23 protein-coding genes and 1 riboswitch are annotated in these 24,398 nt (G+C 73.2%); of the genes, 18 read left to right on the forward strand and 5 right to left on the reverse strand.

Features of this window, described 5'->3' with window-relative positions; all coding sequences use genetic code 11:
- The first annotated feature begins 11 nt into the window (after window positions 1-11).
- Window positions 12-2,879 (forward strand): glycosyltransferase family 2 protein, encoded by a 2,868-nt coding sequence (locus QJ852_08515; protein ID WGX98481.1) that lies wholly within the window; start codon window positions 12-14, stop codon window positions 2,877-2,879.
- Complete coding sequence (locus QJ852_08520; GenBank protein WGX98482.1) at window positions 2,872-4,287, forward strand: DUF5719 family protein; 1,416 nt, start codon at window positions 2,872-2,874, stop codon at window positions 4,285-4,287. The genes QJ852_08515 and QJ852_08520 overlap by 8 nt, the downstream gene beginning before the upstream one ends.
- Before the next feature lie 58 nt (window positions 4,288-4,345).
- Here the strand turns inward: QJ852_08520 and QJ852_08525 are convergent, their stop codons facing one another.
- A complete protein-coding gene (locus tag QJ852_08525; GenBank protein WGX98483.1) occupies window positions 4,346-4,798 on the reverse strand; it encodes a metallopeptidase family protein in 453 nt (150 codons plus the stop codon).
- A 57-nt stretch (window positions 4,799-4,855) separates the two neighbouring features.
- Here QJ852_08525 and QJ852_08530 point away from each other — a divergent pair, with 57 nt between their 5' ends.
- The 6 genes from QJ852_08530 to QJ852_08555 all read left to right on the forward strand — a co-directional run bounded on the left by QJ852_08530 (window position 4,856) and on the right by QJ852_08555 (window position 10,118).
- The gene (locus tag QJ852_08530; protein WGX99430.1) at window positions 4,856-5,227 is read left to right on the forward strand and encodes a DUF3499 domain-containing protein; all 372 of its coding nucleotides are present in this window, start codon (window positions 4,856-4,858) and stop codon (window positions 5,225-5,227) included.
- A gap of 21 nt (window positions 5,228-5,248) precedes the next feature.
- Window positions 5,249-6,637, forward strand: coding sequence for a phosphomannomutase/phosphoglucomutase (locus QJ852_08535; protein WGX98484.1), 1,389 nt, complete (start codon window positions 5,249-5,251; stop codon window positions 6,635-6,637).
- Complete coding sequence (locus QJ852_08540) at window positions 6,634-6,828, forward strand: Trm112 family protein (protein ID WGX98485.1); 195 nt, start codon at window positions 6,634-6,636, stop codon at window positions 6,826-6,828. The genes QJ852_08535 and QJ852_08540 overlap by 4 nt, the downstream gene beginning before the upstream one ends.
- A gap of 33 nt (window positions 6,829-6,861) precedes the next feature.
- On the forward strand, window positions 6,862-7,887 hold the full coding sequence (locus QJ852_08545) for an SIS domain-containing protein (protein WGX98486.1): 1,026 nt from the start codon (window positions 6,862-6,864) through the stop codon (window positions 7,885-7,887).
- Window positions 7,888-7,976: 89 nt separating this feature from the next.
- Window positions 7,977-9,056 (forward strand): acyltransferase family protein, encoded by a 1,080-nt coding sequence (locus QJ852_08550; GenBank protein ID WGX98487.1) that lies wholly within the window; start codon window positions 7,977-7,979, stop codon window positions 9,054-9,056.
- 60 nt (window positions 9,057-9,116) lie between these two features.
- The gene (locus QJ852_08555; GenBank protein WGX98488.1) at window positions 9,117-10,118 is read left to right on the forward strand and encodes a DUF808 domain-containing protein; all 1,002 of its coding nucleotides are present in this window, start codon (window positions 9,117-9,119) and stop codon (window positions 10,116-10,118) included.
- On the opposite strand, the gene QJ852_08560 is transcribed toward QJ852_08555, so the two are convergent.
- From QJ852_08560 to QJ852_08570, 3 genes are all read right to left on the reverse strand, one after another.
- On the reverse strand, window positions 10,081-10,548 hold the full coding sequence (locus QJ852_08560) for a 6,7-dimethyl-8-ribityllumazine synthase (protein ID WGX98489.1): 468 nt from the start codon (window positions 10,546-10,548) through the stop codon (window positions 10,081-10,083). The genes QJ852_08555 and QJ852_08560 overlap by 38 nt on opposite strands.
- 52 nt (window positions 10,549-10,600) lie before the next feature.
- A riboswitch (FMN riboswitch) is annotated at window positions 10,601-10,769 on the reverse strand.
- Between the two features lie 26 nt (window positions 10,770-10,795).
- Window positions 10,796-11,149: a hypothetical protein gene (locus QJ852_08565; protein WGX98490.1), complete on the reverse strand. Its 354-nt coding sequence runs from the start codon at window positions 11,147-11,149 to the stop codon at window positions 10,796-10,798.
- A gap of 47 nt (window positions 11,150-11,196) precedes the next feature.
- A complete protein-coding gene (locus tag QJ852_08570) occupies window positions 11,197-11,613 on the reverse strand; it encodes a DUF6234 family protein (protein ID WGX98491.1) in 417 nt (138 codons plus the stop codon).
- 178 nt (window positions 11,614-11,791) lie between these two features.
- Between QJ852_08570 and ahcY the strand changes: the two genes are divergently transcribed.
- The 10 genes from ahcY (at window position 11,792) to QJ852_08620 (ending at window position 22,492) form a co-directional block, all read left to right on the forward strand.
- The gene (gene ahcY, locus QJ852_08575; protein ID WGX98492.1) at window positions 11,792-13,234 is read left to right on the forward strand and encodes an adenosylhomocysteinase; all 1,443 of its coding nucleotides are present in this window, start codon (window positions 11,792-11,794) and stop codon (window positions 13,232-13,234) included.
- A 346-nt stretch (window positions 13,235-13,580) separates the two neighbouring features.
- Entirely contained in the window at window positions 13,581-13,787 is a 207-nt protein-coding gene (locus tag QJ852_08580) for a type II toxin-antitoxin system VapB family antitoxin (protein WGX98493.1), read from the forward strand.
- Between the two features lie 5 nt (window positions 13,788-13,792).
- On the forward strand, window positions 13,793-14,224 hold the full coding sequence (locus QJ852_08585; GenBank protein WGX98494.1) for a hypothetical protein: 432 nt from the start codon (window positions 13,793-13,795) through the stop codon (window positions 14,222-14,224).
- A 37-nt stretch (window positions 14,225-14,261) separates the two neighbouring features.
- Entirely contained in the window at window positions 14,262-14,969 is a 708-nt protein-coding gene (mtrA, locus tag QJ852_08590) for an MtrAB system response regulator MtrA (GenBank protein ID WGX98495.1), read from the forward strand.
- Window positions 14,970-14,997: 28 nt separating this feature from the next.
- Window positions 14,998-16,692: an MtrAB system histidine kinase MtrB gene (gene mtrB, locus QJ852_08595; GenBank protein WGX98496.1), complete on the forward strand. Its 1,695-nt coding sequence runs from the start codon at window positions 14,998-15,000 to the stop codon at window positions 16,690-16,692.
- Window positions 16,689-18,470 carry an LpqB family beta-propeller domain-containing protein gene (locus QJ852_08600; GenBank protein ID WGX98497.1) on the forward strand — a complete coding sequence of 594 codons (1,782 nt, stop codon included), beginning with the start codon at window positions 16,689-16,691 and terminating at the stop codon, window positions 18,468-18,470. Before mtrB ends, QJ852_08600 begins: the two co-directional genes overlap by 4 nt.
- Window positions 18,471-18,535: 65 nt before the next feature.
- Window positions 18,536-19,270, forward strand: coding sequence for a phosphoribosyltransferase family protein (locus tag QJ852_08605; GenBank protein ID WGX98498.1), 735 nt, complete (start codon window positions 18,536-18,538; stop codon window positions 19,268-19,270).
- A 557-nt stretch (window positions 19,271-19,827) separates the two neighbouring features.
- Window positions 19,828-20,454, forward strand: a complete 627-nt coding sequence (raiA, locus tag QJ852_08610; GenBank protein ID WGX98499.1) for a ribosome-associated translation inhibitor RaiA — start codon at window positions 19,828-19,830, stop codon at window positions 20,452-20,454.
- A gap of 95 nt (window positions 20,455-20,549) precedes the next feature.
- Window positions 20,550-21,209, forward strand: coding sequence for a response regulator transcription factor (locus QJ852_08615; GenBank protein WGX98500.1), 660 nt, complete (start codon window positions 20,550-20,552; stop codon window positions 21,207-21,209).
- A gap of 29 nt (window positions 21,210-21,238) precedes the next feature.
- Window positions 21,239-22,492: a crosslink repair DNA glycosylase YcaQ family protein gene (locus QJ852_08620; protein ID WGX98501.1), complete on the forward strand. Its 1,254-nt coding sequence runs from the start codon at window positions 21,239-21,241 to the stop codon at window positions 22,490-22,492.
- Between the two features lie 17 nt (window positions 22,493-22,509).
- Here the strand turns inward: QJ852_08620 and QJ852_08625 are convergent, their stop codons facing one another.
- Window positions 22,510-24,381, reverse strand: coding sequence for an AMP-dependent synthetase/ligase (locus tag QJ852_08625; protein WGX98502.1), 1,872 nt, complete (start codon window positions 24,379-24,381; stop codon window positions 22,510-22,512).
- Window positions 24,382-24,398 lie beyond the last annotated feature (17 nt).

Here is a 24,398-nt window from a genome sequence, read left to right on the forward strand (position 1 = left end):
AACAACCCGAGGTGGCTGTCCTCCTGGTCAGCCACGACGGCGGCTCCTGGCTGCCGGCGGTCCTCGACGGCCTGCTCGCGCAGAGTGCGCCCCCCACGCGGGTCGTGGCCGTCGACACCGGCAGCTCGGACGGCAGCGCCGAGCTGATCCGCGCCGCTCTCACCGGCCGGCTGCCGCTGGAGCAGCGCAGCCTGCCCCGCGACACCGGGTTCCCCGACGCCGTCGCCGAGGGCGTGCACACGCTGGCGGCGTCGACGGGGACCGGCACCGCGCCGGAGTGGCTGTGGATCCTCCACGACGACGCGAACCCCGCGCCGGACGCCCTGGCCGCGCTGCTCGCGGCCGCCGCCGCGCGCCCCGAGGCCGACATCCTCGGCCCCAAGCTGCGCGAGTGGCCCTCGCTGCGCCGCCTCCTTGAGCTCGGCGTCACCATCAGCGGGACCGGCCGGCGCGAGACGGGCCTGGAGCGCGGCGAGTACGACCAGGGCCAGCACGACGAGGTCCGCGAGGTGCTGGCGGTCAACTCGGCCGGCATGCTGGTACGCCGCACGGTGCTCGAGGAGCTGGGCGGCTTCGACGCCGCGCTGCCGATCTTCGGCAACGACATCGATCTCGGCTGGCGCGCCGCCGCGGCCGGCCGGACCACGATCGTGGTCCCCTCCGCGGTCGTCTTCCACGCCGAGGCCGCGCACCGCGGCGTGCGCCGGACACCGCTGACCGGGCGGCACACGCACTTCCAGGAGCGTCGCGCCGCGCTCTTCACGCTGCTCGCCAACGCCCGCGGCGCCACCCTGCCGCTGCAGGTGCTGCGGCTCACGCTCGGCTCCCTGCTGCGGGTCCTCGGCCTGCTCTGTGCCCGGGCCGTCGGTGAGGCGCTCGACGAGCTGGCCGCCCTGGTCACGGTGCTGCGCCACCCCGGCGCGATCCGATCCGCCCGCCGGGCGCGGCGGGCCGCGGCGACCGGCGGCGCCGACCGGGCCCGGGTACGCCGCCTCCTCGCGCCCTGGTGGCTGCCCTACCGGCACGGACTCGACCTCGTGGGCGACCTCGTGGCCGCCGCGACCAACCAGGCCGCCGATGTCGCCGAGCGGCGTCGGGTCGCGGCCGCCGAACGCGACGCCGCCGCGGGACCGCCGCCCGCCCGCCACCGCGACGAGGACGAGGAGTTCGCCGACACCGGCATCGTCGTCCGCTTCCTCACCAACCCGGTCGCCGTCGCGACCGCCGTCACCGTCGTCGCCCTGCTCGTCGGCGTGCGCGACGTGATCGGCGGGATCGCCGGCGGTGCCCTCTCGCCCGCGCCCGGCGGCGTCGGCGACTGGTGGACGCTGCACCTGGAGGGGCACCACCCGATCGGCTTCGGCAGCGACATCCCGGCGCCGCCGTACGTCCTGCCGCTGGCCGTGCTCGGTCTCCCGGTGGGTCCCTCGCTCCTGATGTCGCTCCTGATGGCCCTCGCCGCGCCGCTCGGCCTGTGGGGCGCCTGGCGGTTCCTGCGCGTGGTGGGCCGCCTCGTCACGCCGTACGGCGCCCCGCGCTGGCTGCTCCTGTGGGGCTCGGTGACGTGGGCCCTGGTCCCCTTGGTCTCCGGCGCCTGGGGCGGTGGCCGCTGGGGCGTGGTCGTCGCCGCGGCGGTGCTGCCCTGGATGGCCCACGCCGCGCTCGGCTTCGCCGATCCCGACGCCGCGCACCGCTGGCGGGCGGCCTGGCGCACCGGCCTGGCGCTCGCGCTGCTCACCGCCGTCGCGCCGCCCGCGTGGCTGGTGGTGGCCGTGCTGATCGGCGTGCTGCTCGGCTGTGCCGTCCGCCTCGTCCCCGGTGAGGTGCGCGAGCGCTCCGTGTGGGGGCCGCCCGTGGCCGCGCTGGCCGTGCCCCTGCTCGTCCTGCTGCCGTGGTGGCTGCCGCTGCTGCTGGAGGGCGGCTTCGCCGGCACGATCCTCGAGATCGGCCGCTGGCCGACCGCCGCGACGTCCGGCTGGGACCTGCTCGCGGGACGGCTCGGCGGCCTCGGTGCCCCCGCCCCGGTCGGCCTGGTGCTGCCGGCCCTGGCCCTGCTCGCCCTGGTGCCGCGGGCGACCCGGATCCCCGTCGTCGTGTGCTGGCTGGTCGCCGCGGTGGCGGCCGTCGTCGCCGTCCCGCTGGCGATCGGCACGGTCGACATCGCCGGCCCGGTCGACCAGCAGCCCGGCCTCGGCGCGGTGCTGCTGGTGCTCCAGGGCGCCTGGATCACCGCGATCCTGCTCGGCGGGCTGTCCCTGCACCATCTCGGCGACCAGGCCAAGCCGGCCCAGGCCGGCCTGGCCCTCGCCGGCGTCGCCGGTCTGGTCGCCCCGCTGGTGGGACTGGTGTGGTTCGCGGGCTGGGGCGCGGAGGAGCTGCGCGACCCGCCGGAGTCCGACGTCCCCGTCTACATGGCCCAGCGCGCCGAGCAGGCTGAGCAGAACGGCGTGCTCGTGCTGCGCGGCGACCTGGAGACCGGCCTGCGCTATGACGTCCACCGCGACGACGGTCCGACGGTCGGCGAGGACGAGATCGCCGCCCTGACGGCCGAGGATCGCGACGTCACCGCGACGATCCGCTCGCTCGTGACCTCGCCCGACCCGGACGCCGTCGCCCGGCTCTCCGGGCTCGGCATCCGCTATGTCGTCCAGGCCGCGCCGGCCGACGGTGCGGTCTCGGCCGGCCTGGACGCCACCTCCGGCCTGGTCCAGGCCAGCTCCGAGCGCGGCACCCGCGCCTGGCAGGTCAGTCCCGAACCGGGACCGCTGCCCGGCGACCGGGCCTGGGGGCGCTGGCTCCTGCTGCTGGTCCAGGCCGCCGCGATCCCGGTGCTGGTCGTCCTGGCCCTGCCGCCGCTGCGAAGGAACCGCGATGAGTGACCCGAAGCCCGCAGGCCGCCGCGCGTCCGTCGTGCGCCGTCGGAGGGTCGACGTCCTCGTCGCCCTCGCGCTGGTGCTGCCCGCCGTCGTCGTGCTGGCGCTCGGCCTGATCGGCGAGGAGCGCACTCCACGGGCCGGCGTGCGCCCCCCGACGACGGCGGAGCTGACCTCCGCGACCGTGGTCTGTCCGGGCGGAGCCGGACCGGCCAGTGTCGCCCGGGTCGGCCGCAGCCCCGGCGTCGCGGGCGGGGAGCTGGCCGTGCTCGCCGCCCCGCCGGACTCTGCGGAGGCCGTCGCGGGGGAGCCGGTCACGGTCACCGCCGGTGCCACGGCCGTCGTACCGGACAGCGCCGGGCCGGTCGTCCTCGACGGCCGGGGTGCCGCCGCCCCCGGCATCACCGCCGGCCGTGACGACCCGCTCGCCGTGCCGGAGTGTCGCTCCCCGGCGTACGACGAGTGGCTCGTCGGCCTCGGCGCGAGCGCCCGCTACGCCACCACGCTGGAGCTGGTGAACCCCGACGACGGCGAGGCGGTCGTCGACCTCGCCCTCATCGACGAGGAGGGGCCGGCCGAGGAGCCCGCACTGCGGGGCATCCAGGTCCCGGCCCACGGTGTCCAGCGCATCGACCTCGCCACGGTCGCCCCCCGCCGGGGCATCACGGCTGCCCAGGTGACCGTCACCAGGGGCCGGGTGACGGTCACGGCCCGCAACACCCGCGACCAGCTCGGCCGCGGACGCGCCACCACCGACTTCCTCCCGACCCAGGCCGCGCCCGACACCGAGAACCTCATCCTCGGCCTCGGCGCGACCCGCAACACCACGCTGGTCGTCGCGAACCCCGGCGACGACGAGGTCCGGGCGCAGCTGCGGCTGGTGACCGCCGACGCCACCTTCACCCCGACCGGCGCGCCCGACGTCTCCGTGCCGCCCCGCGCGGTCCGCGAGGTCGACCTCCGGCCGCTCCTCACGGGGGAGAACGCCGCCGGCGTGCTCGGCGTGCTGGTCGAGTCCGCCGATCCGCTGGTCGCCTCGGCCCGCCTGGTCCACCGCAAGGACCTGGCCCTGCTCGCGCCCGTCATCGCCGTGGACGAGCCGACGGCGGCCGTGCTGCCCGCGGGGGAGAAGACCCTGCTGCTCGGCCAGGCGACCCGCAACGGCGTCGCGCAGGTGACGTCGTACGCCGCGGACGGCAGCGTGCTGCGCGAGGACCGGGTCGACGTCGCCCCCGACCGGGCCGCGTCCCTCGCCCTGCCACCGGAGGCCGTGCTCGTCACGGTCGAGCCGCGCGACACCCGGGTCGCCGGCGTGGTCACCCTGCCGGTCAAGGGCGACCAGCCGGGGCTGGCGACGCTGCGGCTCCGCCCCGCCGAGACGCACGCCCGGATCCCGGCGGTCGCCCCGCAGTAGCACGGGCTCAGTCCCAGAGACCGGCCTTCGTGGACGTGCCGAGGTCGGTGCGGGTCACTCAGTCGTCGTCCGCCAGGTAGCGCGGGTCGACCTGGGCCGGTTCGATGCCCAGCAGCTCGGCGACCTGCTCCACCACGATGGTGAGCACGATCGCCTCCAGGTCGGTGCGGTCCGCGGCGCGGTGCTCGAGCGGTCGGCGGAAGACGACCAGCCGGGTGGGCGTCGTCCCCGAGCCGCGCACCAGGGAGGACAGCGGCACTCGCCCGGAATCCCAGTCGTCGGGGAGCTGCGGAGCGTCCTCGACGGCGTACTCGACCAGGCCGAGGTGGTCGGACCAACGTGCGTCGATGGCGGTCACGACGTCGAGCATGATCCGGTCGAAGGTCTCGCGCCGGCTGCGCGGGCGGGGCGGCCGGTGCCCCGCGGCCGCCAGCGGCAGCACCGCGGGACCGCGCATGCCCCGTCCGCGCCGGTCGCGGCGCCGGCGGGGGACCAGCTCGTCGTGCTCCATGATCAGCGAGCCTAGCCACCGATCGGCCAGGAGGGCGGTAGCGTCTGCGCCGTGAGTGTGAGCCCGGCCCCGCAGAGCCTGCGGACCTGTTCGCGCACGGCCTGTGCCCGCCGTGCCGTCGCCACGCTGACCTATGTCTACGCCGACTCGACCGCCGTGCTCGGCCCGTTGGCGACCTATGCCGAGCCGCACGCCTACGACCTGTGCGACGTGCACAGCGAGCGCCTCTCCGCCCCGCGTGGCTGGGAGGTCGTCCGGCTGGCGCTCGGCACCCAGCAGCAGGGCCCCAGCAACGACGACCTGCTCGCCCTCGCCGACGCGGTCCGCGAGGCGGCCCGCCCGGTCCGCCGCGAGCCGGTCGAGCCGCCGCAGGAGCCCGGCCGGGAGGTGGCCCGCAAGGGGCACCTCCGCATGATCACGACCGACTGACTCTCCGCTAGTGTCGCGGTCATGGCGAGCGGTACGACGTCCCCTGACAACCTGAGCAAGGTCTTCAAGGCCTACGACGTGCGGGGCATCGTCGGCGAGCAGCTCGACGAGGAGCTCGCCCGCGCCACCGGTGCGGCGTACGTCGAGGTGCTCGGCGTCGACGCGATGGTCATCGGCTACGACATGCGCCCCAGCTCGCCGGCGCTCGCCGGTGCCTTCGCCGACGGAGCGACCTCGGCCGGGGCCGACGTCACGATGATCGGACTGGCCTCCACCGACCAGCTCTACTTCGCCTCCGGACACCTCGACCTGCCGGGCGCGATGTTCACCGCGAGCCACAACCCGGCGCAGTACAACGGGATCAAGATGTGCCGCGCGCTGGCCCAGCCGGTCGGCATGGAGAGTGGGCTCGCCGAGATCCGCGACCGGGTCGCCGCCGCGAGCGGCGGGGCAGGTGCCGCCGGAGCGGGCCGCACCGGCTCGATCAGCTCCCACGACGTGCTGCAGGCCTACGCCGCCCACCTGCTCGCGCTGGCCCCGGTCGCGGGCCGGCGGCTGAAGGTGGTCGTCGATGCCGGCAACGGCATGGCCGGGCACACCGCGCCCGCTGTGTTCGGCCGCCTCTCCGGTCAGGTCGAGATGGTGCCGATGTACTTCGAGCTCGACGGCACCTTCCCCCACCACGAGGCGAACCCGATCGAGCCCGCCAACCTGGTCGACCTGCAGAAGGCGGTCATCTCCGAGCGCGCCGACATCGGGCTGGCCTTCGACGGCGACGCCGACCGCTGCTTCCTCGTCGACGAGCGCGGCGAGCTGGTCTCGCCGTCCACGCTCACCGCGCTGATCGCGGCACGCGAGCTCGCGAAGGAGCCGGGCGCCACGGTCATCCACAACCTGATCACCTCGCGGGCCGTGCCCGAGATCGTCACCGAGCTCGGCGGCACGCCGGTGCGGACCCGGGTCGGGCACTCCTACATCAAGGCCACCATGGCCGAGACCGACGCGATCTTCGGCGGGGAGCACAGCGGCCACTTCTACTTCCGCGACTTCTGGCGCGCCGACTCCGGCATGCTCGCCGCGCTGCACGCGCTCGCGGCGCTCGCCGAGTCCGACCGCCCGCTCTCCGAGCTGCTCGCCGAGTACGCCCGCTACCCGCTCAGCGGCGAGATCAACAGCACCGTCGCCGACCAGGGCGCGGTGCTCGCGGAGCTCGAGGCGACGTACGGCGGCCAGGACGGCGTCACCGCCGACAGGCTCGACGGACTCAGCGTCGGCCACGCCGACTGGGCGTTCAACGTGCGCGCCTCCAACACCGAGCCGCTGCTGCGGCTCAACGCCGAAGGGAAGGACGAGTCCACCATGGCCCGAGTCCGCGACGAGGTCCTCGCGATCATCCGGAGCAGCAAGTGAGCGCCGCGGGCGACCTCGCGCCGGAGCTGCTGGCGATCATCGTCTGCCCCTCGTGCAAGGGCGAGCTCGCGGTGACGCCCGCGGCCGCCGGTGACGGCGTGGAGCTGGTGTGCCAGGGCTGCGGCCTCGCGTACCCGGTCCGCGACGGGATCCCGGTCCTGCTGGTCGACGAGGCGCGCAAGCCCGCCTGAGGGCGGGGCTGCGGGCAGGGGGAGGGCGGTCCGATGGTCTGGTTCGACGAGTCCCGGCTGGACGACGAGGCGGCCCTCGCCGCCGCCGACCTCCGCCTGCGGACGCTGGCCGAGTCCGGCTCGCGGGTACGCCGCGAGGTCGGCGGTGCCGCCGACGCGATCGCCGAGGCGGTCTCGCGTTCGATCGAGTCCCGTCCCCGGGCGGTGATCGCGGCCGGCCCGGACTCCCGGCTGCTGCGGGCCGTGCTCGAGCCGTTCTGCCCGGTGCCGTTCGTGGCCTGGCCGTCCCCGGCCCTGCCGGGCTGGGCCGGGAGCCTCGACCTCGTCGTGGTGCTCGCCCCCGAGGGCGGCGACCCCGGCACCGCGCTCGCCGTGGCCGAGGCCGCGCGCCGCGGCTGCCAGCTCGTGGTCGCCGCGCCGCCCGACTCGGTCGTCGCCGAGCACGCCACCGGCCGCTGGACCACGCTGCTGCCCACCAGTACCGGCGACCAGCTCGCGACCGCCGTCGCGATGCTGTCCTTCCTCGACCAGGTCCACCTCGGCCCGACCGCCGAGCCCGACGCCGTCGCCGAGGCTCTGGACGCCGTGGCGATCGCCTGCTCGCCGCACCGCGACATCTCCATCAACCCGGCGAAGATGCTCGCCATCTCGCTCGCCGACGCCGCCCCGCTGGTGTGGGGCGGCTCGGTCCTCGCCGCACGGGCCGCGCGCCGGATCGCGGAGTCGATCCGGCGTACGTCGGGACGCACCGCCCTCGCCGGCGACGCCGAGCACCTGCTCCCGGTCGTCGAGGCGGCGCGGCCGCGCAACGTGTTCGCCGACCCGGTCGCCGACGGGACCGGCGACCGGCGTCCGGTGCTCGTCATGCTCGACGACGGTGTCGACGACCCGGTCGTCCGCGACCAGCGCCAGCGGCTCGAGGACGCCGCTCGCAGCCAGGACGTCCGGATCGAGCACGTCGCCTCCGAGGCGACCGGTGAGGTCGCCCGGTACGCCTCGCTGCTCCTGAGCGGCACCTACGCCGCGGAGTACCTCCGCCTGGGGCTCGTCGCCGACTGAACCGGCCCGGCGGGTCGTCCCCGCCCTTTCTCAGGATCGGGTTGTCTGACACTTGGTCTCCGCACAGGCGATTCGGGTACCAAGGAGTGATGCCCTCACCTTCTCGGGATCCCTGGCTCGACAACGCGAAGATGGGCCTGGTCACCCTCGTCGTGGTCGGGCACCTGCTGGCGCTGCTGCCCGCCGACGGGCCCGGCGGGCGTCTCTACGACTTCGTCTACCTGTGGCACATGCCGGCCTTCGTCTTCCTGTCCGGCTACCTCTCCCGTGGCTTCCGCTACACGCCCGCGCGGCTGTGGCAGCTGGTCACGACGCTGCTGGTGCCCTACGTCCTCTTCGAGGGCGCGCTCGCCTGGTTCCGGGTCAATGTCGGTGGCGAGCGGCTGTGGGACCTGTGGCTCGACCCGCACTTCCCGCTCTGGTACCTGCTCGCCATGGTCGCCTGGCGTCTCGTCACGCCGCTCCTGCGGCCGCTGTGGGGCGGGGTCCTCGTCGCCGTCGGGATCTCGGTCGCCGGTGGCTTCCTCGCGGGCGACTGGACCCGCTGGCTGGACGCGCCGCGGGTGCTCGGCTTCCTGCCGTTCTTCGTGCTCGGCCTGAAGACCACGCCGGAGGCGCTGGAGTGGTTGCGCGGACGGTTCCCGGCGCTGCTCGGCGTCGCCACCTTCGCCGTCCTCGGGCTGCTGGCCGGCTCCTTCGAGGCGTGGTCGAGCCGGTCCTACCTCTACTACCGCCCGTACACCCTGCTCGACGACCCGACCTCCACCGCCGTCCTGACCCGGCTGCTCATGCTGCTGGCCGGCGCCGCGGGGGCGCTCGCCTGGCTGACCCTCGTGCCCCGGGTCGGCGGCTGGTTCAGCCGGATGGGTGGCGCCACCCTCGTCGTCTACCTCTTCCACGGCTTCGCGGTGAAGGAGCTGGAGTACCTCGGCTTCGTCGCGTGGGCCCAGGACCGACCCTGGCTCGGCCTGCTCGGCGCGGTCGGGATCGGCGTGGGCGTCGCGCTGCTGCTGGCCGCGCCCCCGGTGCGCCGGGTGCTGGAGCGGGTGGTCGACCCGTTAGACGTCGCCCATCGCCGGATGCGCGAGGCCGTACGGCTCACCGGCGTCGTCCACGAGCAGGAGACCACGGACCGCGCAGCGACCCGGTTGGTGTCCGCGGGCCGGTAGCCTTTCGGGCATGCCCTGCAGCCCCTGTGGACCGACCCGCCGGCCTCGCGAGGTCCGTCGGTGAGCGCCGGCCTGTTCGGCCTGCTCGACGACGTCGCCGCCATCGCGAAGATGGCCGCCGCGTCGATCGACGACGTCGGCGCCGCGGCCGGCAAGGCGACGGCGAAGGCGGCGGGCGTGGTGGTGGACGACACCGCCGTCACGCCGCAGTACGTCCACGGCGTCGCAGCCGAGCGCGAGCTCCCCATCGTCAAGCAGATCGCGATCGGCTCGATCCGCAACAAGCTGCTGATCATCCTGCCGCTCGCGCTGCTGCTCAGCGAGTTCCTGCCGGACCTGCTGCCGATCATCCTGATGCTCGGCGGCACCTTCCTGGCCTACGAGGGCGCCCACAAGCTCTGGCACCTGTTCTCCGCCCACGACGACCACGACACCCCCGTCGCGGAGATCGGCCCGGAGGCGGAGAAGGAGATGATCTCCGGCGCGATCCGCACCGACCTGATCCTGTCCGCCGAGATCATGGTGATCGCCCTCGCCTCCGTCGAGGACGAGAGCTTCTGGGCCCGACTCGCCATCCTGGTCGTCGTCGCGATCGCCATCACCATCGTGGTCTACGGCGTGGTCGCCCTCATCGTGAAGATGGACGACACCGGGCTGCTCCTGTCGCAGCGCTCCTCGGCGTTCGCGCAGAAGGTCGGCCGCGGGCTGGTCTCCGCCATGCCGCGGCTGCTGTCGGTGATCTCGGTGGTCGGCACGGTCGCCATGCTGTGGGTGGGCGGCCACATCCTCCTCGTCAACGTGCACGAGGTCGGCTGGTGGGATGCCCCCTACACCTGGGTCCACGGCATCGAGGAGGACATCGAGCACGCCGTCGAGGGCTTCCTCGGCGGCATGCTCGCCTGGCTCGCCAACACCGCGATCTCGGCCGTGATCGGCCTCGTCGTCGGCACCGTCGTGGTCGCCGTCGTCCGGGTCCTGCCGTTCAAGGGCGACAAGGACCCGGTCGAGCGGTACGACGCGGGGGCTACGGCGCCGGGATCACCGGGATCGCCGGGAGCCTGACCGTCGCGTCCAGCGCGTGCGCGAGCTCGCGCCCCTTCGTCTCGAAGTGACGACGGAAGTAGCCCGTGTGCTCCTCGTGCTCGTGGAAGTGGTGCGGCGTCAGCACCGCCGAGAACACCGGCACGTCGGTCTCGAGCTGCACCCGCATCAGCGCGTCGACGACCGACGACGCGACGAAGTCGTGCCGGTAGATGCCGCCGTCCACCACCAGGGCCGCGGCAGCGACACCGGCGTACCGGCCGGAGCGCGCGAGGCGGCGTACCTGCAGCGGGATCTCGAAGGCACCGGGCACGTGCACGACGTCGACGGCGTAGCCGCGCTGCTCGAGCTCGGCGGTGAAGGTGGCGACGGCGACGGCGACGATGTCGGCGTGCCAGCGGGCCGCGACGACGGCGACGGCGTTGCTGTCGGCGGGGGCGATGGGTGACATGGGCTCTCCTGTTCACGTGTCACCCAGGGCGTGACGACGCGCACGAGGCCCGTCGCGTTCTCTTCCATCCGGACTGTGACCGTCGGCTCCGGAGTCGCACCGGATCTGCTGACCCGGGCCGATCGCGGAGACCGGTCCGGCGCTCGCGGGCTCGACCGCCCCGGATCCGCCGGGACGCCCTCACCGCCGGTGGGGAGTTCCACCCCGCCCTGAGAACGTACGGCAGCAGGGTAGCGCCCCGCACCGGTCACCGACGGCGTGCCCGCCGGATGCCGGCCATCCCGACCGCTACGAACGGCACCGGGGCGAGGGTCGCCACCAGCCCGCCGCGCCACCCGACCGTCCGCACCGCGGTCGCGCCGACCACCATGTCGGACAGGTCACTCGCCAGCGCTGCGCTCGCCCAGCGCACCGTTTGCGCGCGCGGGGCGAGAACGGTCCCCGCTCCGATGACGACGTCGCGCACCCCGACGGTGCGCAGCAGCAGGTGGAACGACGGGTCGTCGCTGCGCCCGATCAGCCGGGGCGTGGCCAGCATCGCGGCGCCGACCGCTACGCGCAGCGCGCCGAGGCCGCGGATCCCGTCCGTCGCAGCCGTCATGGCAGCAGACTAGAACCGCTCGACCCGTCTGTCCGTCGATCGCGGCGTCAGCCGCCGACACAGTCGTTCGAGCCCGAGTAGCAGGGCACGTAGTGCGGGTTCGGCGGCGGGTCCTCGCGCAGCAGGTCGCCCCAGTCCACCGCGGGCACCGCGAACAGCGCCGCCGACCCCACCCCCGCGAGCGCCACGGCGACGTGCCACCGGATCGCCGGCCGGGCCCGGCGCCGCACCGCCAGGACCAGGGTGAGGACGGCCGCTGCGGCCAGCACCGTCACGAGCACCCGGTAGAGGTGGATCGCGTCGGTGTCCGGGCCGCCGCACCCGCCGCCGATGCAGAAGTAGGCGCCGAACTGCAGGAGCGGCAGGAACAGGGCGATCCCGACGACGGTCGCCGAGGCGAGCGCTTCGAGCAGGGTCGAGAGGAGGGCGGGATGGTCGCGATCGGACAGCGGAGTGCGCGGCATGGTCGCAGGGTCGCCTCCCACGGGAACGCGCGCATGAGTATCCGGGCTCGCCCGAGATTCCCCGGGCTCCGGGCGCCGCTTGTAGGGTGTCCTACGTCATGCGCGGGAGATCCCGACGATGCGCAGATGCGCCGCAGGACCCAGCTGTCACACGACACTCGAACCTCGAGGATCACTCATGGACTACAAGGTTGCTGATCTGAGCCTGGCCGAGTTCGGCCGCAAGGAGATCGAGCTCGCCGAGCACGAGATGCCCGGCCTGATGGCGATGCGCGCGCGGTACGGCGCGGACCAGCCGCTGAAGGGCGCCCGGATCGCCGGATCGCTGCACATGACCATCCAGACCGCCGTCCTCATCGAGACGCTCACCGCGCTCGGTGCCGACGTCCGCTGGGCGACCTGCAACATCTTCTCCACGCAGGACCACGCCGCGGCGGCCATCGTCGTCGGCAAGGACGGCACCGCCGACGCGCCCGCCGGCACGCCCGTCTTCGCCTGGAAGGGCGAGACCCTGGCGGAGTACTGGGACGAGGCCGAGAAGGTCTTCGACTTCACCGACGCCGACGGCAACAAGGTCGGCCCCAACATGCTGCTCGACGACGGCGGCGACATCACCCTGCTGGTCCACAAGGGCGTCGAGTTCGAGAAGGCCGGTGCGGTGCCCGGTCAGGACTCCACCGACAACGAGGAGTTCAAGGAGGTCCTCCGGGTCCTCGCCCGCTCGCTCGAGAACGACCCGCAGCGCTGGACCAATATCGCCAACGGCATCAAGGGCGTCACCGAGGAGACCACCACCGGTGTGCTCCGCCTCTACGACCGCTTCAAGGAGGGCTCGCTCCTCTTCCCGGCGATCAACGTCAACGACTCGGTCACCAAGTCGAAGTTCGACAACAAGTACGGCTGCCGCCACTCGCTCATCGACGGCATCAACCGCGGCACCGACGTCATGATCGCCGGCAAGACGGCCGTCGTGTGCGGCTACGGCGACGTGGGCAAGGGCTCCGCGGAGTCGCTGCGCGGCCAGGGCGCCCGTGTCGTCATCACCGAGATCGACCCGATCTGCGCGCTGCAGGCCGCGATGGACGGCTACGAGGTCAAGCGCCTCGAGTCGGTCGTCGAGACCGCGGACATCTTCATCACCACGACGGGCAACTTCGACATCATCCGGGTCGAGCACTTCGAGAAGATGAAGCACCAGGCCATCGTCGGCAACATCGGCCACTTCGACAACGAGATCGACATGGCCGGCCTCGCGAAGATCCCGGGCATCGTCAAGGACGAGATCAAGCCCCAGGTCCACCAGTGGATCTTCCCCGATGGCAAGAAGGTCATCGTGCTCTCCGAGGGCCGTCTGCTCAACCTCGGCAACGCGACCGGCCACCCGTCGTTCGTCATGTCGAACTCGTTCACCAACCAGGTCCTGGCGCAGGTCGAGCTCTTCACCAAGCTCGAGGAGTACCCGATCGGCGTCTACGTGCTGCCCAAGCACCTCGACGAGGAGGTCGCCCGGCTGCACCTCGACGCCATCGGCGTCGAGCTGACCGAGCTCACCCCGGCCCAGGCCGACTACCTCGGCGTCCCGGTCGAGGGCCCGTTCAAGTCGGACCACTACCGGTACTAGGGCGCGAGCGCGTCGCCGCCGGTCGGGGCTTCCGCTCCGGCCGGCGGTATCGCTCGCTCCGGTCGCTCGTTCCTCGCTCCCTTCGACGCGCTCGCCTGCCGGCCTACGCGGTTCGCCCCTGGCGGCGCCGCGCTGCCGCGCACGCGGTCGTGTGGCGTAGGTCCAGGCTTGGCCTGGCGGAAAGACGTGCGTAGCTGGCGGTTGGACGGGCGTCGCGTCGCACGCCTGACGTGGCAGAAGCCGGCCGCTCGCGAGCCCCGCACCCCTTCAGGGTGCGGGGCTCGTGCGTTACGGGGCAGTCCGGATCTACTTGTCGTAGAAAAAGGATATCCCGTGGAGGTGGACCATGGCGAAGACGTTGATCGAGGTGGACGAGAGCCTGATGGCGGACGCGATGGTGGCGACTGGTCAAACGACGAAGCGCGGCACCGTGACCGAGGCATTGGAGCAGGCGGTCCGCAAGGCGCGCGCGCTCGACTACCTCGAGCGGTTGCAGGAGGGCGTCGCGAGCAGCCTTGATGACCCGGAGGTCGTCGCACAAGCTCAGCGATGAGGCAGTTGTATCTGCTCGACAACTCCGTCACCCAGCGCGTCCATCGTGCTCCGGCAGTTGCGGAGGCGGTGGCGGCGCTCCTCGCGACGGGCCAATTGGCCAGTTGTCTGCCGCAGGTGCTGGACGAGTGCTTCTCGGCCCGGAGCGCGGCGGACCACCGCATCATTCTCGACGGCAATCAGCGTGGAAAGGTCTTCCTGGCGCCTGACGGGGAGGTTGCCCGCATCGCCCTCGATCTCCAGAGCCTGCTCTTCCGGGCGGGGATGGGACGGTCGGTCGGGGTGAACGACCTTCAGATCGCGGCTACCGCACTGCGGTACTCGAGCAGCGATCAAGCGGTCACCGTCGTGCACTACGACTCCGACTTCGACCATCTGACGTGTGTCCGTCCCGACCTGCGCGCGCGATGGATCGTCCCGTCCGGCTCGGTCGCATAAGTCAAGTACGGCGACACTGATCAGTAGGATCGCGGGCATGACCCCGCCCACCAGCGCGCCGTACCCGACCAAGGGACGCGTCCTCGTCGTCGACGACGATGCGCCGCTGGCGGAGATGCTCGGCATCGTGCTGGGGCAGGAGGGCTTCGAGAGCCGGGTCTGCCCGCGCGGCGACCAGGCGCTGGCGGCGTTCCGTGACTACCGGCCCGACCTGGTGCTGCTCGACCTGATGCTGCCCGGCAAGGACGGCATCGACGTGTGCAAGGAGATCCGGGCCGAGTCGGGGGTCCCGATCGTCATGCTGACGGCCAAGGGCGACACGGTCGACGTGGTCGTCGGCCTGGAGTCGGGTGCCGACGACTACGTCGTCAAGCCGTTCAAGCCCAAGGAGCTGGTCGCCCGGATCCGGGCCCGGGTACGCCGCACCGAGGCGGTGCCGCAGGAGACGCTCACCATCCGCGACGTCGAGATCGACGTGGCCGGCCACGCGGTCACGCGCGGGGGGCGTGAGATCTCCCTGACGCCGCTGGAGTTCGACCTGCTCCTCTGCCTGGCCCGCAAGCCGGGGCAGGTGTTCACGCGCCAGGTGCTGCTGGAGGAGGTCTGGGGCTACCAGCACGCCGCGGACACCCGCCTGGTCAACGTGCACGTGCAGCGGCTGCGGTCCAAGGTCGAGCACGACCCGGAGCATCCCGAGATCGTGCTGACGGTGCGCGGTGTCGGCTACAAGGCCGGCTCCGGGTGAGCCCGCGACGGCCGGGGTCGGCCGTCGCGTGCTCGCGGTGCTGCGCCGGTGCTGGGCGTGGCTGGCGCCCCGGCTGCGCCGGGCGCTGACCTTCTGGCGCCGCTCGATCCAGGCGCGGGTCGTGGTCAGCACCGTCGTGCTGTCCGCCGTGGTGGTCAGCGGTGTCGGCTGGATCCTGCTCCAACAGACCCGGGAGGGCCTGCTGCGGCACCGCGTCGACGTCGTCCTCGGCGAGGTGGACGCGGAGGTCGCCGACGCCCAGGACCGGCTGGAGGCGGCGTCGGGGCGCGAGGGCAATGCCGGCCGCCAGCAGCGCGACCTGGTCGACCCGATCATCGAGCGCGGCGACAGCCGCGGGTACGCCGTCGTGCTGGCCGGCCCCGAGGAGGAGGGTCCGCCACTGCGGACCGGCGGCGGCGAGTACACCAGCGGCCTGGACCTGAGAAGTGTTCCCCTCGCGCTCGAGGAGCATTTCGACGGCCCACTGCGCGCGACCGCGTGGACCTACACCGAGATCGTCCGCTCGACGGGCACCGGGGCCGACTCCCGGATCACGAGCGAGCCCGGGATCGTCGTCGGCTCGCAGGTCCAGCTGCCGTCGGACGGCCAGACCTACACGCTCTACTTCCTCTTCCCGCTCGCGGAGGAGCAGGACACGCTCAACCTGGTGACCCGGGCATTGCTGACCGCAGCGGGCCTGCTGCTGGTGCTCGTCGCCGGCGTGACCTGGCTGGTGACCCGGCAGGTGGTCAGCCCGATCCGGATGGCCCGCGAGGTCGCGGAGCGGCTCGCCGCCGGGCGGCTCCAGGAGCGGCTCCAGGTCACCGGCGAGGACGACATCGCCCGGCTGGCGTACTCCTTCAACCAGATGGCGACCAGCCTGCAGCGTCAGATCCGCCAGCTCGAGGAGCTGAGCTGGGTCCAGCGCCGGTTCGTGTCCGACGTGTCCCACGAGCTGCGCACGCCGCTCACCACGGTCCGGATGGCCTCCGACGTGCTCCATGACGCCCGGGAGAGCTTCGACCCCGCCACCGCCCGCTCCGCCGAGCTCATGCAGGCCGAGCTCGACCGGTTCGAGAACCTCCTGGTCGACCTGCTGGAGATCAGCCGCTTCGACGCCGGTGCTGCGGTCCTCGCCACGGAGAACGTCAACCTCGGCGACCTGGTACGCCGCGTGGTCGACGCCGCGCGCCCGCTGGCCGACCAGCGCGGCCTGCGCGTGCTCGTGGAGGAGCCGGACGTCCCGGTCCGGGCCGACGTCGACGTGCGTCGCATCGAGCGGATCGTGCGCAACCTGGTCACCAACGCCATCGACCACGCCCTGGCCGACGATCCCACCGAGGCCGTCCTCGTGCGGCTCGCCTCGGACGAGGAGTCGGCGGCGATCACGGTGCGCGACCACGGCATCGGCCTGGCGCCGGGGGAGGCGTCGATGGTGTTCAACCGGTTCTGGCGCTCCGACCCGGCCCGGACCCGGACCAGTGGCGGCACCGGGCTCGGGCTCGCGATCGCCCAGGAGGACGCCCACCTGCACGGCGGCTGGCTGCAGGCCTGGGGGAGGACCGGGCAGGGGGCGCAGTTCCGCCTCACCGTGCCGCGGCACGCCGGCGGGACCCTGCGTCACAGCCCACTGCCGCTGGTGCCCGAGGACGCCGTGTCGAGCGACGCGGCGGTCGTGGTGGGACCGCGGAGCGTCGTACCGGACCCGGAGGAGGGGCGATGAGGCCCGCCGCTCCGCGCCGGAGCGCCGCGCGGAGGAGTTCGGTGGCGCTCGCCGTCCTGGTCGCCGTGCTGGCCCTGGCGCTGGTCGGCTGCACCTCGCTGCCCACGTCCGGCCCGGTCGTGCCGGGCCGGGGCGCCGACCACGGCGCCACCCGCCGCGCGAGCGACATCGACGCCCGGCCGCCGCTCTCGGGGGCGTCGCGGACCGAGGTCGTCGCCGGCTTCCTGGACGCGATGACCGCCTGGCCGGTGCAGACCAGTGTCGCCAAGCAGTACCTCACCGCCGAGGCCGCCGCCGGCTGGGACCCGGAGCAGGAGACCATCGTCTACAGCGACTCGCTGCCCGTGCGGGAGAGCGCGGGCACGGTATCGGTGCGACTGACCGCCGCCGACCGGCTCGACGCGGTCGGCGCCTGGCGGGGTGCGATGACGACCGACGAGCTCACCTTGGACTTCCGGGTCAGCATCGAGGACGGGCAGTACCGGATCGCGGACCCGCCCGACGCCCTCGTCGTCCCGGCCGGATGGTTCCGGCAGCGCCATCGTCAGGTCTCGCTCTACTACTTCGACCCGATCGCGCAGATCCTCGTCCCCGAGCCCGTCTTCGTGCCCGAGGGCGACCAGCTCGCGACCAGCCTGGTCTCCGGCCTGCTCGCCGGACCGCCACCGCGGGCCCGGGGCGTCGTACGCTCGTTCCTGCCGTCCGGGCTCACGGTCGGCCTGTCCGTACCGGTCGACGACGCCGGGGTCGCCGACATCGCGCTCGTGGGCGAGCCCCAGGCGATCACGGCCCAGCAGGCCGAGCTGATGCTCGCGCAGCTGGCGTGGACGCTGCGCCAGGATCCGTCGGTCACCGCGCTGCGGGTCAGCATCGACGGCACCGACCTGCCCCTGCCGGGCGGGGTCTCCCAGTACTCCGTCGAGGCGGCCGCGGTGCTCGGTCCCGCCGGTCCCGGCGGGGGGCGCACCCTCTTCGGCGTGAGTCAGGGCCGGCTGGTCACGGGCAGTATCGACGGCGATCTGGTACCGGCCACGGGAGTGTTCGGCGACGAGGGGGCCGGGCTCGACTCCGTCGCGGTCGCCCTCGACAACCAGCAGGCGGCCGCGGTCGACCTCGACGGCGGCCGGGTCCGACTGGCCCGGGTGCAGCGGTCGGCCGCCGAGCCGGCCGCGCAGACCCTGCTGTCCGGCGGACGCTACGCCCGTCCGGCCTTCGACCACGCCGATCGGCTCTGGGTCCTCGAGCGGCGCCGGGAGGGGGCGGTCGTATGGCTCTACGACCCGCAGGACGAGGACGTGGTCCGTGCCGTACGGGTGCCCGGGATCACCGGCAGCCGCGCCCGCGAACTGGTCGTGAGCCGCGACGGGACCCGCCTCGTGGGGATCGTCCGGACCCCCGAGGGGGACCGGGCCGTCGGCGCGCGCGTGCTGATCGGCGGTCGAGGACAGGTCCAGCGCGCCGGACGGCCGTTCGTCGTCCGCGAGGCCGAGGGCAGCCGGGTCACCGATCTCGCCTGGAGCGGTCCGATCCGGCTGGGCCTGCTGACGGCCACGGCGCCCGGCAAGCTCTACGAGGTCGATGTCGTCGCCGCCGACGGAGCCACGGTCGGGGTCGACGTGATGTCGACGATCGTCACCGGCAAGGTCCGCGGGCTCGCCGCGTCGCCCGTCGAGGACGCCCCGATGCTCGCCGTGTACGCCGACCAGTACATCGACGTCGTCCGCCAGGAACGCCACGCCGTCGACCCGGAGCTGACCCAGCTCGACTACACCGGCTGACCGGGTTTCCACAGGCACGCGGCGGCCGCTTGCCGCGGGCGGCGGGCCCTGCTGGGGTGGCCGGGATGAGATCGCTTCCGCTGCTCGCCGACGGCTTCGTCGACCTGGTGCTCGGCTCCCGCTGCGTGGGTTGTGAGCGACCGGGGCGGCCGCTGTGCGCCGTGTGCCACGCGACGCTGCCGGGGGAGGCGAGCCCGCGGTGGCCGACGCCGTGTCCCGAGGGACTGGCGCCACCGTACGCCGCCGGCGGCTACGACGGCGTCCTGCGGGCGCTCGTCCTCGCGCACAAGGAGCGACGGGTGCTCGCCCTCACCGCGCCGCTCGGGCAGCTCCTCGCCGTGGCGGTGGCGGGTGCCGTCGCGGGTGCTGACCGCGGTGGCGCAGCGGCCCCGCTCGTGCTGGTGCCCGTCCCGTCCCGGCCGGCGAGCGTGCGCCAACGCGGCCACGACCCCACCCTCGCCATGACCCGCGCCGCCGCGCGGCGGTGGGGCCCTGACGCCGTGACCGCACGGTTGCTCCGCCTCCGGCCGGGCGTCGTCGACCAGGCCGGCCTCGACGCCGCCGCCCGGGTCGCGAACCTCGCCGGCTCGATGACCGCCCCCGCGGCCGCCGTACGCCGCCTCGCCCGGCGCCGTCCGCGGGCGCATGTCGTCGTCTGCGACGACGTCCTCACCACCGGCGCGACCCTGCGCGAGGCGCAACGCGCCCTCGAGGCGGCCGGTGTTCCGGTGCTCGCGGCGGCGGTGGTCGCGGCCACGGCCCGGCGCGGACCGACCGCCGCCGCGGTGTCCCCGGGCTGAACTTCGGGTGAAGCCTTTCGCCGTCACCAGCGACGGACTAACGTCTGGTCATGGAGTCCGCTCGGGTCCGTGGTTGCGTCGCTCAGACCGGGCGCGAGCCCGGCCGGACGCGGCAAGCCGATGCCAGTCGCAGGCGAAACGGCCCACGTAAGCCGGCCTTCGGGCCGGTGAGCACGGTGCGGCTTAGTCGTAAGCCCTGCCTCGGCCCGGACGTCAGATACGTCCGGACCCGGGAGAAGGCCGGTAGTGGCAACAAGCTGCGGAAGCCTCAGCAGGCGGGTGTGGGGACGAAGACCAGGTCGGCCGGGCGGACTCCACTGGTTGGCGCGAGCGCGACGCTCGTTCCTCGCGCCGCGCTGCCGCGCTCGCGGTCGGGTCGCGTACGGGGCTGGGTCGGCCTGGCGGCACGCCTTCGCTGGTTGGGATGGCGCGAGCGCGTCGCTGGTCTCCAGCACCTTCACCTCACCCCTTGCTGGTCGAGAGAACTGCCAGCACTCACACGTCCTGCCGGGGCGGCAGGAGAACCCATCACGCCGAAATTCCCTTGGAGGTATCTGATGGATGTTGTGGTCACCGGACGGCACTGCGAGATCTCGGACCGGTTCCGGGAGCATGCCGCTGAGAAGCTCACCAAGCTGGAGAAGCACGATCACCGGATCATCCGGGTGCATGTGGAGGTGGACTCGGAACCCAATCCGCGCCAGCACGACCAGGCCGTCCATGTCGAGCTCACGGCCTTCTCCAAGGGACCGGTGATCCGGGCCGAGGCCGCCGCCGACGACAAGATGGGCGCGCTCGACCTCGCCCTCGACAAGATGGCGGCACAGATGCGCAAGGCGGCCGACCGGCGGCGGGTGCACCGCGGCCGTCGCACGCCGGTGTCGGTCGGCCGGGCCCTCTCGGACGTGCCGGCGACCGTCGTCGAGGAGGTCGAGGATGAGGAGGTGATCGACCGTCAGGTCGGCCCGATCACGGTCACGGGCGACGGTCCGCTGGTGGTGCGGGAGAAGACGCACCCGGCCGCGCCGATGACGCTCGACCAGGCGCTCTACGAGATGGAGCTGGTCGGCCATGACTTCTACCTGTTCGTCGACAAGGAGAGCGAGCGGCCGGCGGTGGTCTATCGCCGGCGGGGCTACGACTACGGGGTCATCTCCCTCGACGTCGGGGGCAGCGACAGCTGAACCGTGGTCCACACCGGCAAGCTCTCGGGAGGTCGTGTCATGATGCCGCCGTGGCGAACGGGACTTCGCCGGCAACCGCAGCACCGGGGCAGCCCGTGAGCGAGCCGGTACGTGTGGTGGTGGTCGACGACCAGGAGCTGTTCCGGCGTGGGCTGACCATGCTCCTGGGCATCGAGGACGGCATCGAGGTCGTCGGCGAGGCGAGCAACGGCGCCGACGGCGTCGCGGTCGTGGTCAGCAGCGTGCCCGACGTGGTGCTGTTGGACGTCCGGATGCCGAAGCAGTCCGGGATCGAGGCCTGCGTCGCCATCAAGGAAGCGGTCCCGATGACGAAGATCATCATGCTGACCATGTCCGACGACGAGACCGACCTCTACGAGGCGGTCAAGAGCGGCGCCTCGGGCTACCTCCTCAAGGACTCGTCCATCGAGGAGGTGGCCCAGGGCGTCCGCGTCGTCGCCGACGGCCAGTCGCTGATCAGCCCGTCGATGGCCGCCAAGCTGATCGACGAGTTCAAGACGATGTCCAAGCCCGACCGCTCGACCGGGCAGGCGCTCAAGCTCACCGAGCGGGAGCTCGAGGTCCTCCGCTTCGTCGCGCGGGGTCTCAGCAACCGCGACGTCGCCGCCCAGCTGGCCATCAGCGAGAACACCGTCAAGAACCACGTCCGCAACATCCTCGAGAAGCTCCAGCTGCACTCCCGGATGGAGGCGGTCATGTACGCCGTGCGCGCGAAGCTGGTCGAGCTGGAGTAGCTGTCGGCGCCGGTTCCTAGGGTGGTCCCGTGCCCACCACCCAGTCACTGTCGCTCCCGCAGGCCCGCCGGATCGCGCTCACGGCGCAGGGCTTCCTCGACCCCGCCCACACGGCCCCGACGCTGCGCACCTTCGATCGCACCCTGGCCCGCACCGGTGTGCTGCAGGTCGACAGCGTCAACGTGCTCCAGCGCGCCCATTTCATGCCGTTGTACTCCCGGATGGGCGCCTACGACGTCGACCTGCTCCGCCGGGCGGCGAGCGGGCGGCAGCGTCGGGTGGTGGAGTACTGGGCACACGTGCAGGCCTTCATGCCCGTCGAGCTGTGGCCCGCCATGCGGCACCGGATGGACGACTACCGCGCGCGGCGCGGCAAGTGGTTCGCCGTCGACGAGGGCGACGCGCTGGAGGGCGCGCTGCTCGCCGAGATCGCCGAGCGCGGAGCCAGCACCGCCCGTGAGCTCGATGACGGGCTGCCTCGATCGAAGGACCACTGGGGCTGGAACTGGTCGCGCACCCGGCGGATGCTCGACTACCTCTACATGACCGGCGAGCTGGCCATCGCCGAGCGCACCAGCCAGTTCGAGATCCGCTACGACCTGCCCGAGCGGGTGCTGCCGGCGGCCGTGCTCGACGTCCCGGCCCTGACGGCCGCCGAGGCCCACGTCGAGCTGGTCCGCCGGGCGGCCCGCTCCCACGGCGTCGCGTCGGCCCACTGCCTGGCCGACTACTACCGGATCCGGGTGGGGGAGGCCCGGGTCGCGATCGACGAGCTGGTCGCCGCCGGCGAGCTCGAGCCGGTCGTGGTGCAGGACTGGCAGCGCCCGGCGTACCTCCATCGCGAGGCGCGTGTCCCGCGCCGGGTCGGTGCCCGGGCCCTGCTGAGCCCCTTCGACCCGGTGGTGTGGGAGCGCGACCGGGGCGAGGCGCTGTTCGACTTCTTCTACCGGATCGAGATCTACACCCCGGCCGCGCAGCGGGTGCACGGCTACTACGTGCTCCCGTTCCTCCTGGGTGACCGGATCGTCGGGCGGGTCGACCTGAAGGCCGACCGCCCGACCGCGCGCCTGCTCGTGCAGTCGGCCTGGGCGGAGCCGCACGCGCCGGCCGAGACCGCGGCCGAGCTCGCCGCCGAGCTCGCGCGGCTCGCCGGCTGGCTCGGTCTGGCTGAGGTCGTCGTGGGCCCCCGGGGCGACCTCGCCCCCGCGCTCGCCGCCGAGGCGCGGCGCGGCGCACCACCCGAATTCGTCGTTGATCGGCCCGATGCGCGACAAATCCGGTAGGTGCGTGGTTCTCCCGGTCAGGCGTAGAGCCGCTCCAGCACGTCGGCGTACTTGGTGTGGACGACGCGCCGCTTGAGCTTGAGGGTCGGGGTCAGCTCCTCGGACTCCGCGGTCCACTCGACCGGGAGCAGCTCCCATGCCTTGACCTGCTCGGGCCGGGAGAGCCGCTCGTTGGCGGCGTCGACGGCCTGCTGGGCGACGGCGAGCATCGCGGGATGCTGCGCGAGCTCGGCGAGCGAGGTCCCGGCGGGGATGCCGAGCTGGGTGGCGACCAGCGGTGCGATCTCGGCGTCGAGGGTGAGCATCGCGACGACGTACGGGCGGCCCTCGCCGAAGACGAGGGCGTGGCCGACGATCGGGCTCTCCTTGAGGTAGTTCTCGATGTTCGAGGGCGCGATGTTCTTCCCGGAGGAGGTGATGATCATCTCCTTCTTCCTGTCGACGACCTTGAGGAAGCCGTCCTCGTCGAGCTCGCCGATGTCGCCGGTGTGGACCCAGCCGTCGGCATCGATGAGCGCGGCGGTCGCGTCCGGCTGCCGGTAGTAGCCCTGGGAGACGACCGGGCCGCGAGCCAGGATCTCGCCGTCCTCGGCGAGGGCGATCTCGATGCCGGGCAGCGCCCGGCCGACGGTGCCGAGGCGGAACTGGTCGGGGCCGCAGGACGTGACCGCGGCGCAGGTCTCGGTCATCCCGTAGACGTCGTAGATGCGCATGCCGAGGCCGGCGAAGAACCTCGCGACCTCCAGTGGCATCGGGGCCGCGGCGGAGGCCGCCCACTCGCAGCGGTCGAGGCCGAGCAGAGCGCGGAGGAAGGCCAGCAGTCCGGCGTCGGCCGCCTGGAAGCGGGCCTCGAGCTCGGGGGAGACCGTCGCGCCGGCCTGCTGCGCCTCGACGTACTCGAGGCCGACCGCGAGCGCGCCCTCCACCTGCGCCCGCTTGTCCGGGTCGGTCTCGGCGGCGAGCTTGGCGGAGATGCCGGTCTTGATCTTCTCCCACACCCGCGGGACGCCGAAGAAGCGCGTCGGGTGGACCTCGCCGAGGGCGCCGAGCAGCAGCGCCGGGTCGGCGATCAGGTGGATGTGGGCGCCGTTGACCTGGGGGATGTACATGCCGAGGGTGCGCTCGGCGATGTGCGCGAACGGCAGGTAGGAGATGAAGTCGTTGTGCCCGGTCGTCGCGGCGACCCGCAGCGAGCAGGCGCACTCGTAGAGCACCGCGTGGTGGGTGAGCACGACACCCTTGGGGTTCCCGGTGGTGCCTGAGGTGTAGAGGATGGTCAGCGGGTCGTCGGGTGCGATGCCGGCCGTGCGGGCCTCGAGCTCGGCCGCGTGCTCGGTCCGCCAGGCCGCGCCGGAGGCGACGAAGGCGTCCCAGGTGACGAACCTGTCGTCGCCGGCGGGCGGCTCCGCGTCGATGAGGACGATCGTCCGCAGCGCGTCCGTCGCGCCGAGGGCGCGCTCCCAGCGGGCCAGGTGGTCGGCGCTCTCGAGCACGGCGACGGTGGGCTCGGCGTGCCCGGCGACATAGGCGACCTGGTCGGGGGAGAGCGTGTTGTAGACCGACATGGAGACCGCGGCGGCGTGGACCGCGCCGAGGTCGGCGACCACGTGCTCGATCCGGTTGCTCGCCATCAGCGCGACCCGGTCGCCCGGCCGGACCCCGGCGGCCAGCAGGGCGCCCGCGACGTCGAGGGCCTGCTCGCGCAGCTCGGCCCAGCCGACGGTGCGCCAGCCGGGCGCGTACCCGGCGGACAGGTCGACGCCGACCTTGTCGGAGTACGCCGGGCGCTCGCCCTCGGCCTCGGCGGTGCGGGCCAGCGCGGCGGGCAGGGTGAGGCCGGCGATCTCCTGCTCGATCTCGGCTCGGATCGCCAGGGTGTCGGTGCTCATCGGTGCTTCCTCTCGGT

Source organism: Nocardioides sp. L-11A, assembly GCA_029961745.1.
GTDB lineage: Bacteria > Actinomycetota > Actinomycetes > Propionibacteriales > Nocardioidaceae > Nocardioides.

What these genes read in the sequence shown, in the direction of transcription:
- mtrA (WGX98495.1), top strand. Translation starts at nt 14,262, where the DNA reads ATGACCCCGCCCACCAGCGCGCCGTACCCGACCAAGGGACGCGTCCTC.
- QJ852_08605 (WGX98498.1), top strand. Translation starts at nt 18,536, where the DNA reads ATGAGATCGCTTCCGCTGCTCGCCGACGGCTTCGTCGACCTGGTGCTC.
- QJ852_08560 (WGX98489.1), bottom strand. Translation starts at nt 10,548, where the DNA reads ATGTCACCCATCGCCCCCGCCGACAGCAACGCCGTCGCCGTCGTCGCG.
- QJ852_08565 (WGX98490.1), bottom strand. Translation starts at nt 11,149, where the DNA reads ATGACGGCTGCGACGGACGGGATCCGCGGCCTCGGCGCGCTGCGCGTA.
- QJ852_08600 (WGX98497.1), top strand. Translation starts at nt 16,689, where the DNA reads ATGAGGCCCGCCGCTCCGCGCCGGAGCGCCGCGCGGAGGAGTTCGGTG.
- QJ852_08535 (WGX98484.1), top strand. Translation starts at nt 5,249, where the DNA reads ATGGCGAGCGGTACGACGTCCCCTGACAACCTGAGCAAGGTCTTCAAG.
- raiA (WGX98499.1), top strand. Translation starts at nt 19,828, where the DNA reads ATGGATGTTGTGGTCACCGGACGGCACTGCGAGATCTCGGACCGGTTC.
- QJ852_08520 (WGX98482.1), top strand. Translation starts at nt 2,872, where the DNA reads ATGAGTGACCCGAAGCCCGCAGGCCGCCGCGCGTCCGTCGTGCGCCGT.
- ahcY (WGX98492.1), top strand. Translation starts at nt 11,792, where the DNA reads ATGGACTACAAGGTTGCTGATCTGAGCCTGGCCGAGTTCGGCCGCAAG.
- QJ852_08625 (WGX98502.1), bottom strand. Translation starts at nt 24,381, where the DNA reads ATGAGCACCGACACCCTGGCGATCCGAGCCGAGATCGAGCAGGAGATC.
- QJ852_08580 (WGX98493.1), top strand. Translation starts at nt 13,581, where the DNA reads ATGGCGAAGACGTTGATCGAGGTGGACGAGAGCCTGATGGCGGACGCG.
- QJ852_08550 (WGX98487.1), top strand. Translation starts at nt 7,977, where the DNA reads ATGCCCTCACCTTCTCGGGATCCCTGGCTCGACAACGCGAAGATGGGC.
- QJ852_08545 (WGX98486.1), top strand. Translation starts at nt 6,862, where the DNA reads ATGGTCTGGTTCGACGAGTCCCGGCTGGACGACGAGGCGGCCCTCGCC.
- QJ852_08570 (WGX98491.1), bottom strand. Translation starts at nt 11,613, where the DNA reads ATGCCGCGCACTCCGCTGTCCGATCGCGACCATCCCGCCCTCCTCTCG.
- QJ852_08525 (WGX98483.1), bottom strand. Translation starts at nt 4,798, where the DNA reads ATGGAGCACGACGAGCTGGTCCCCCGCCGGCGCCGCGACCGGCGCGGA.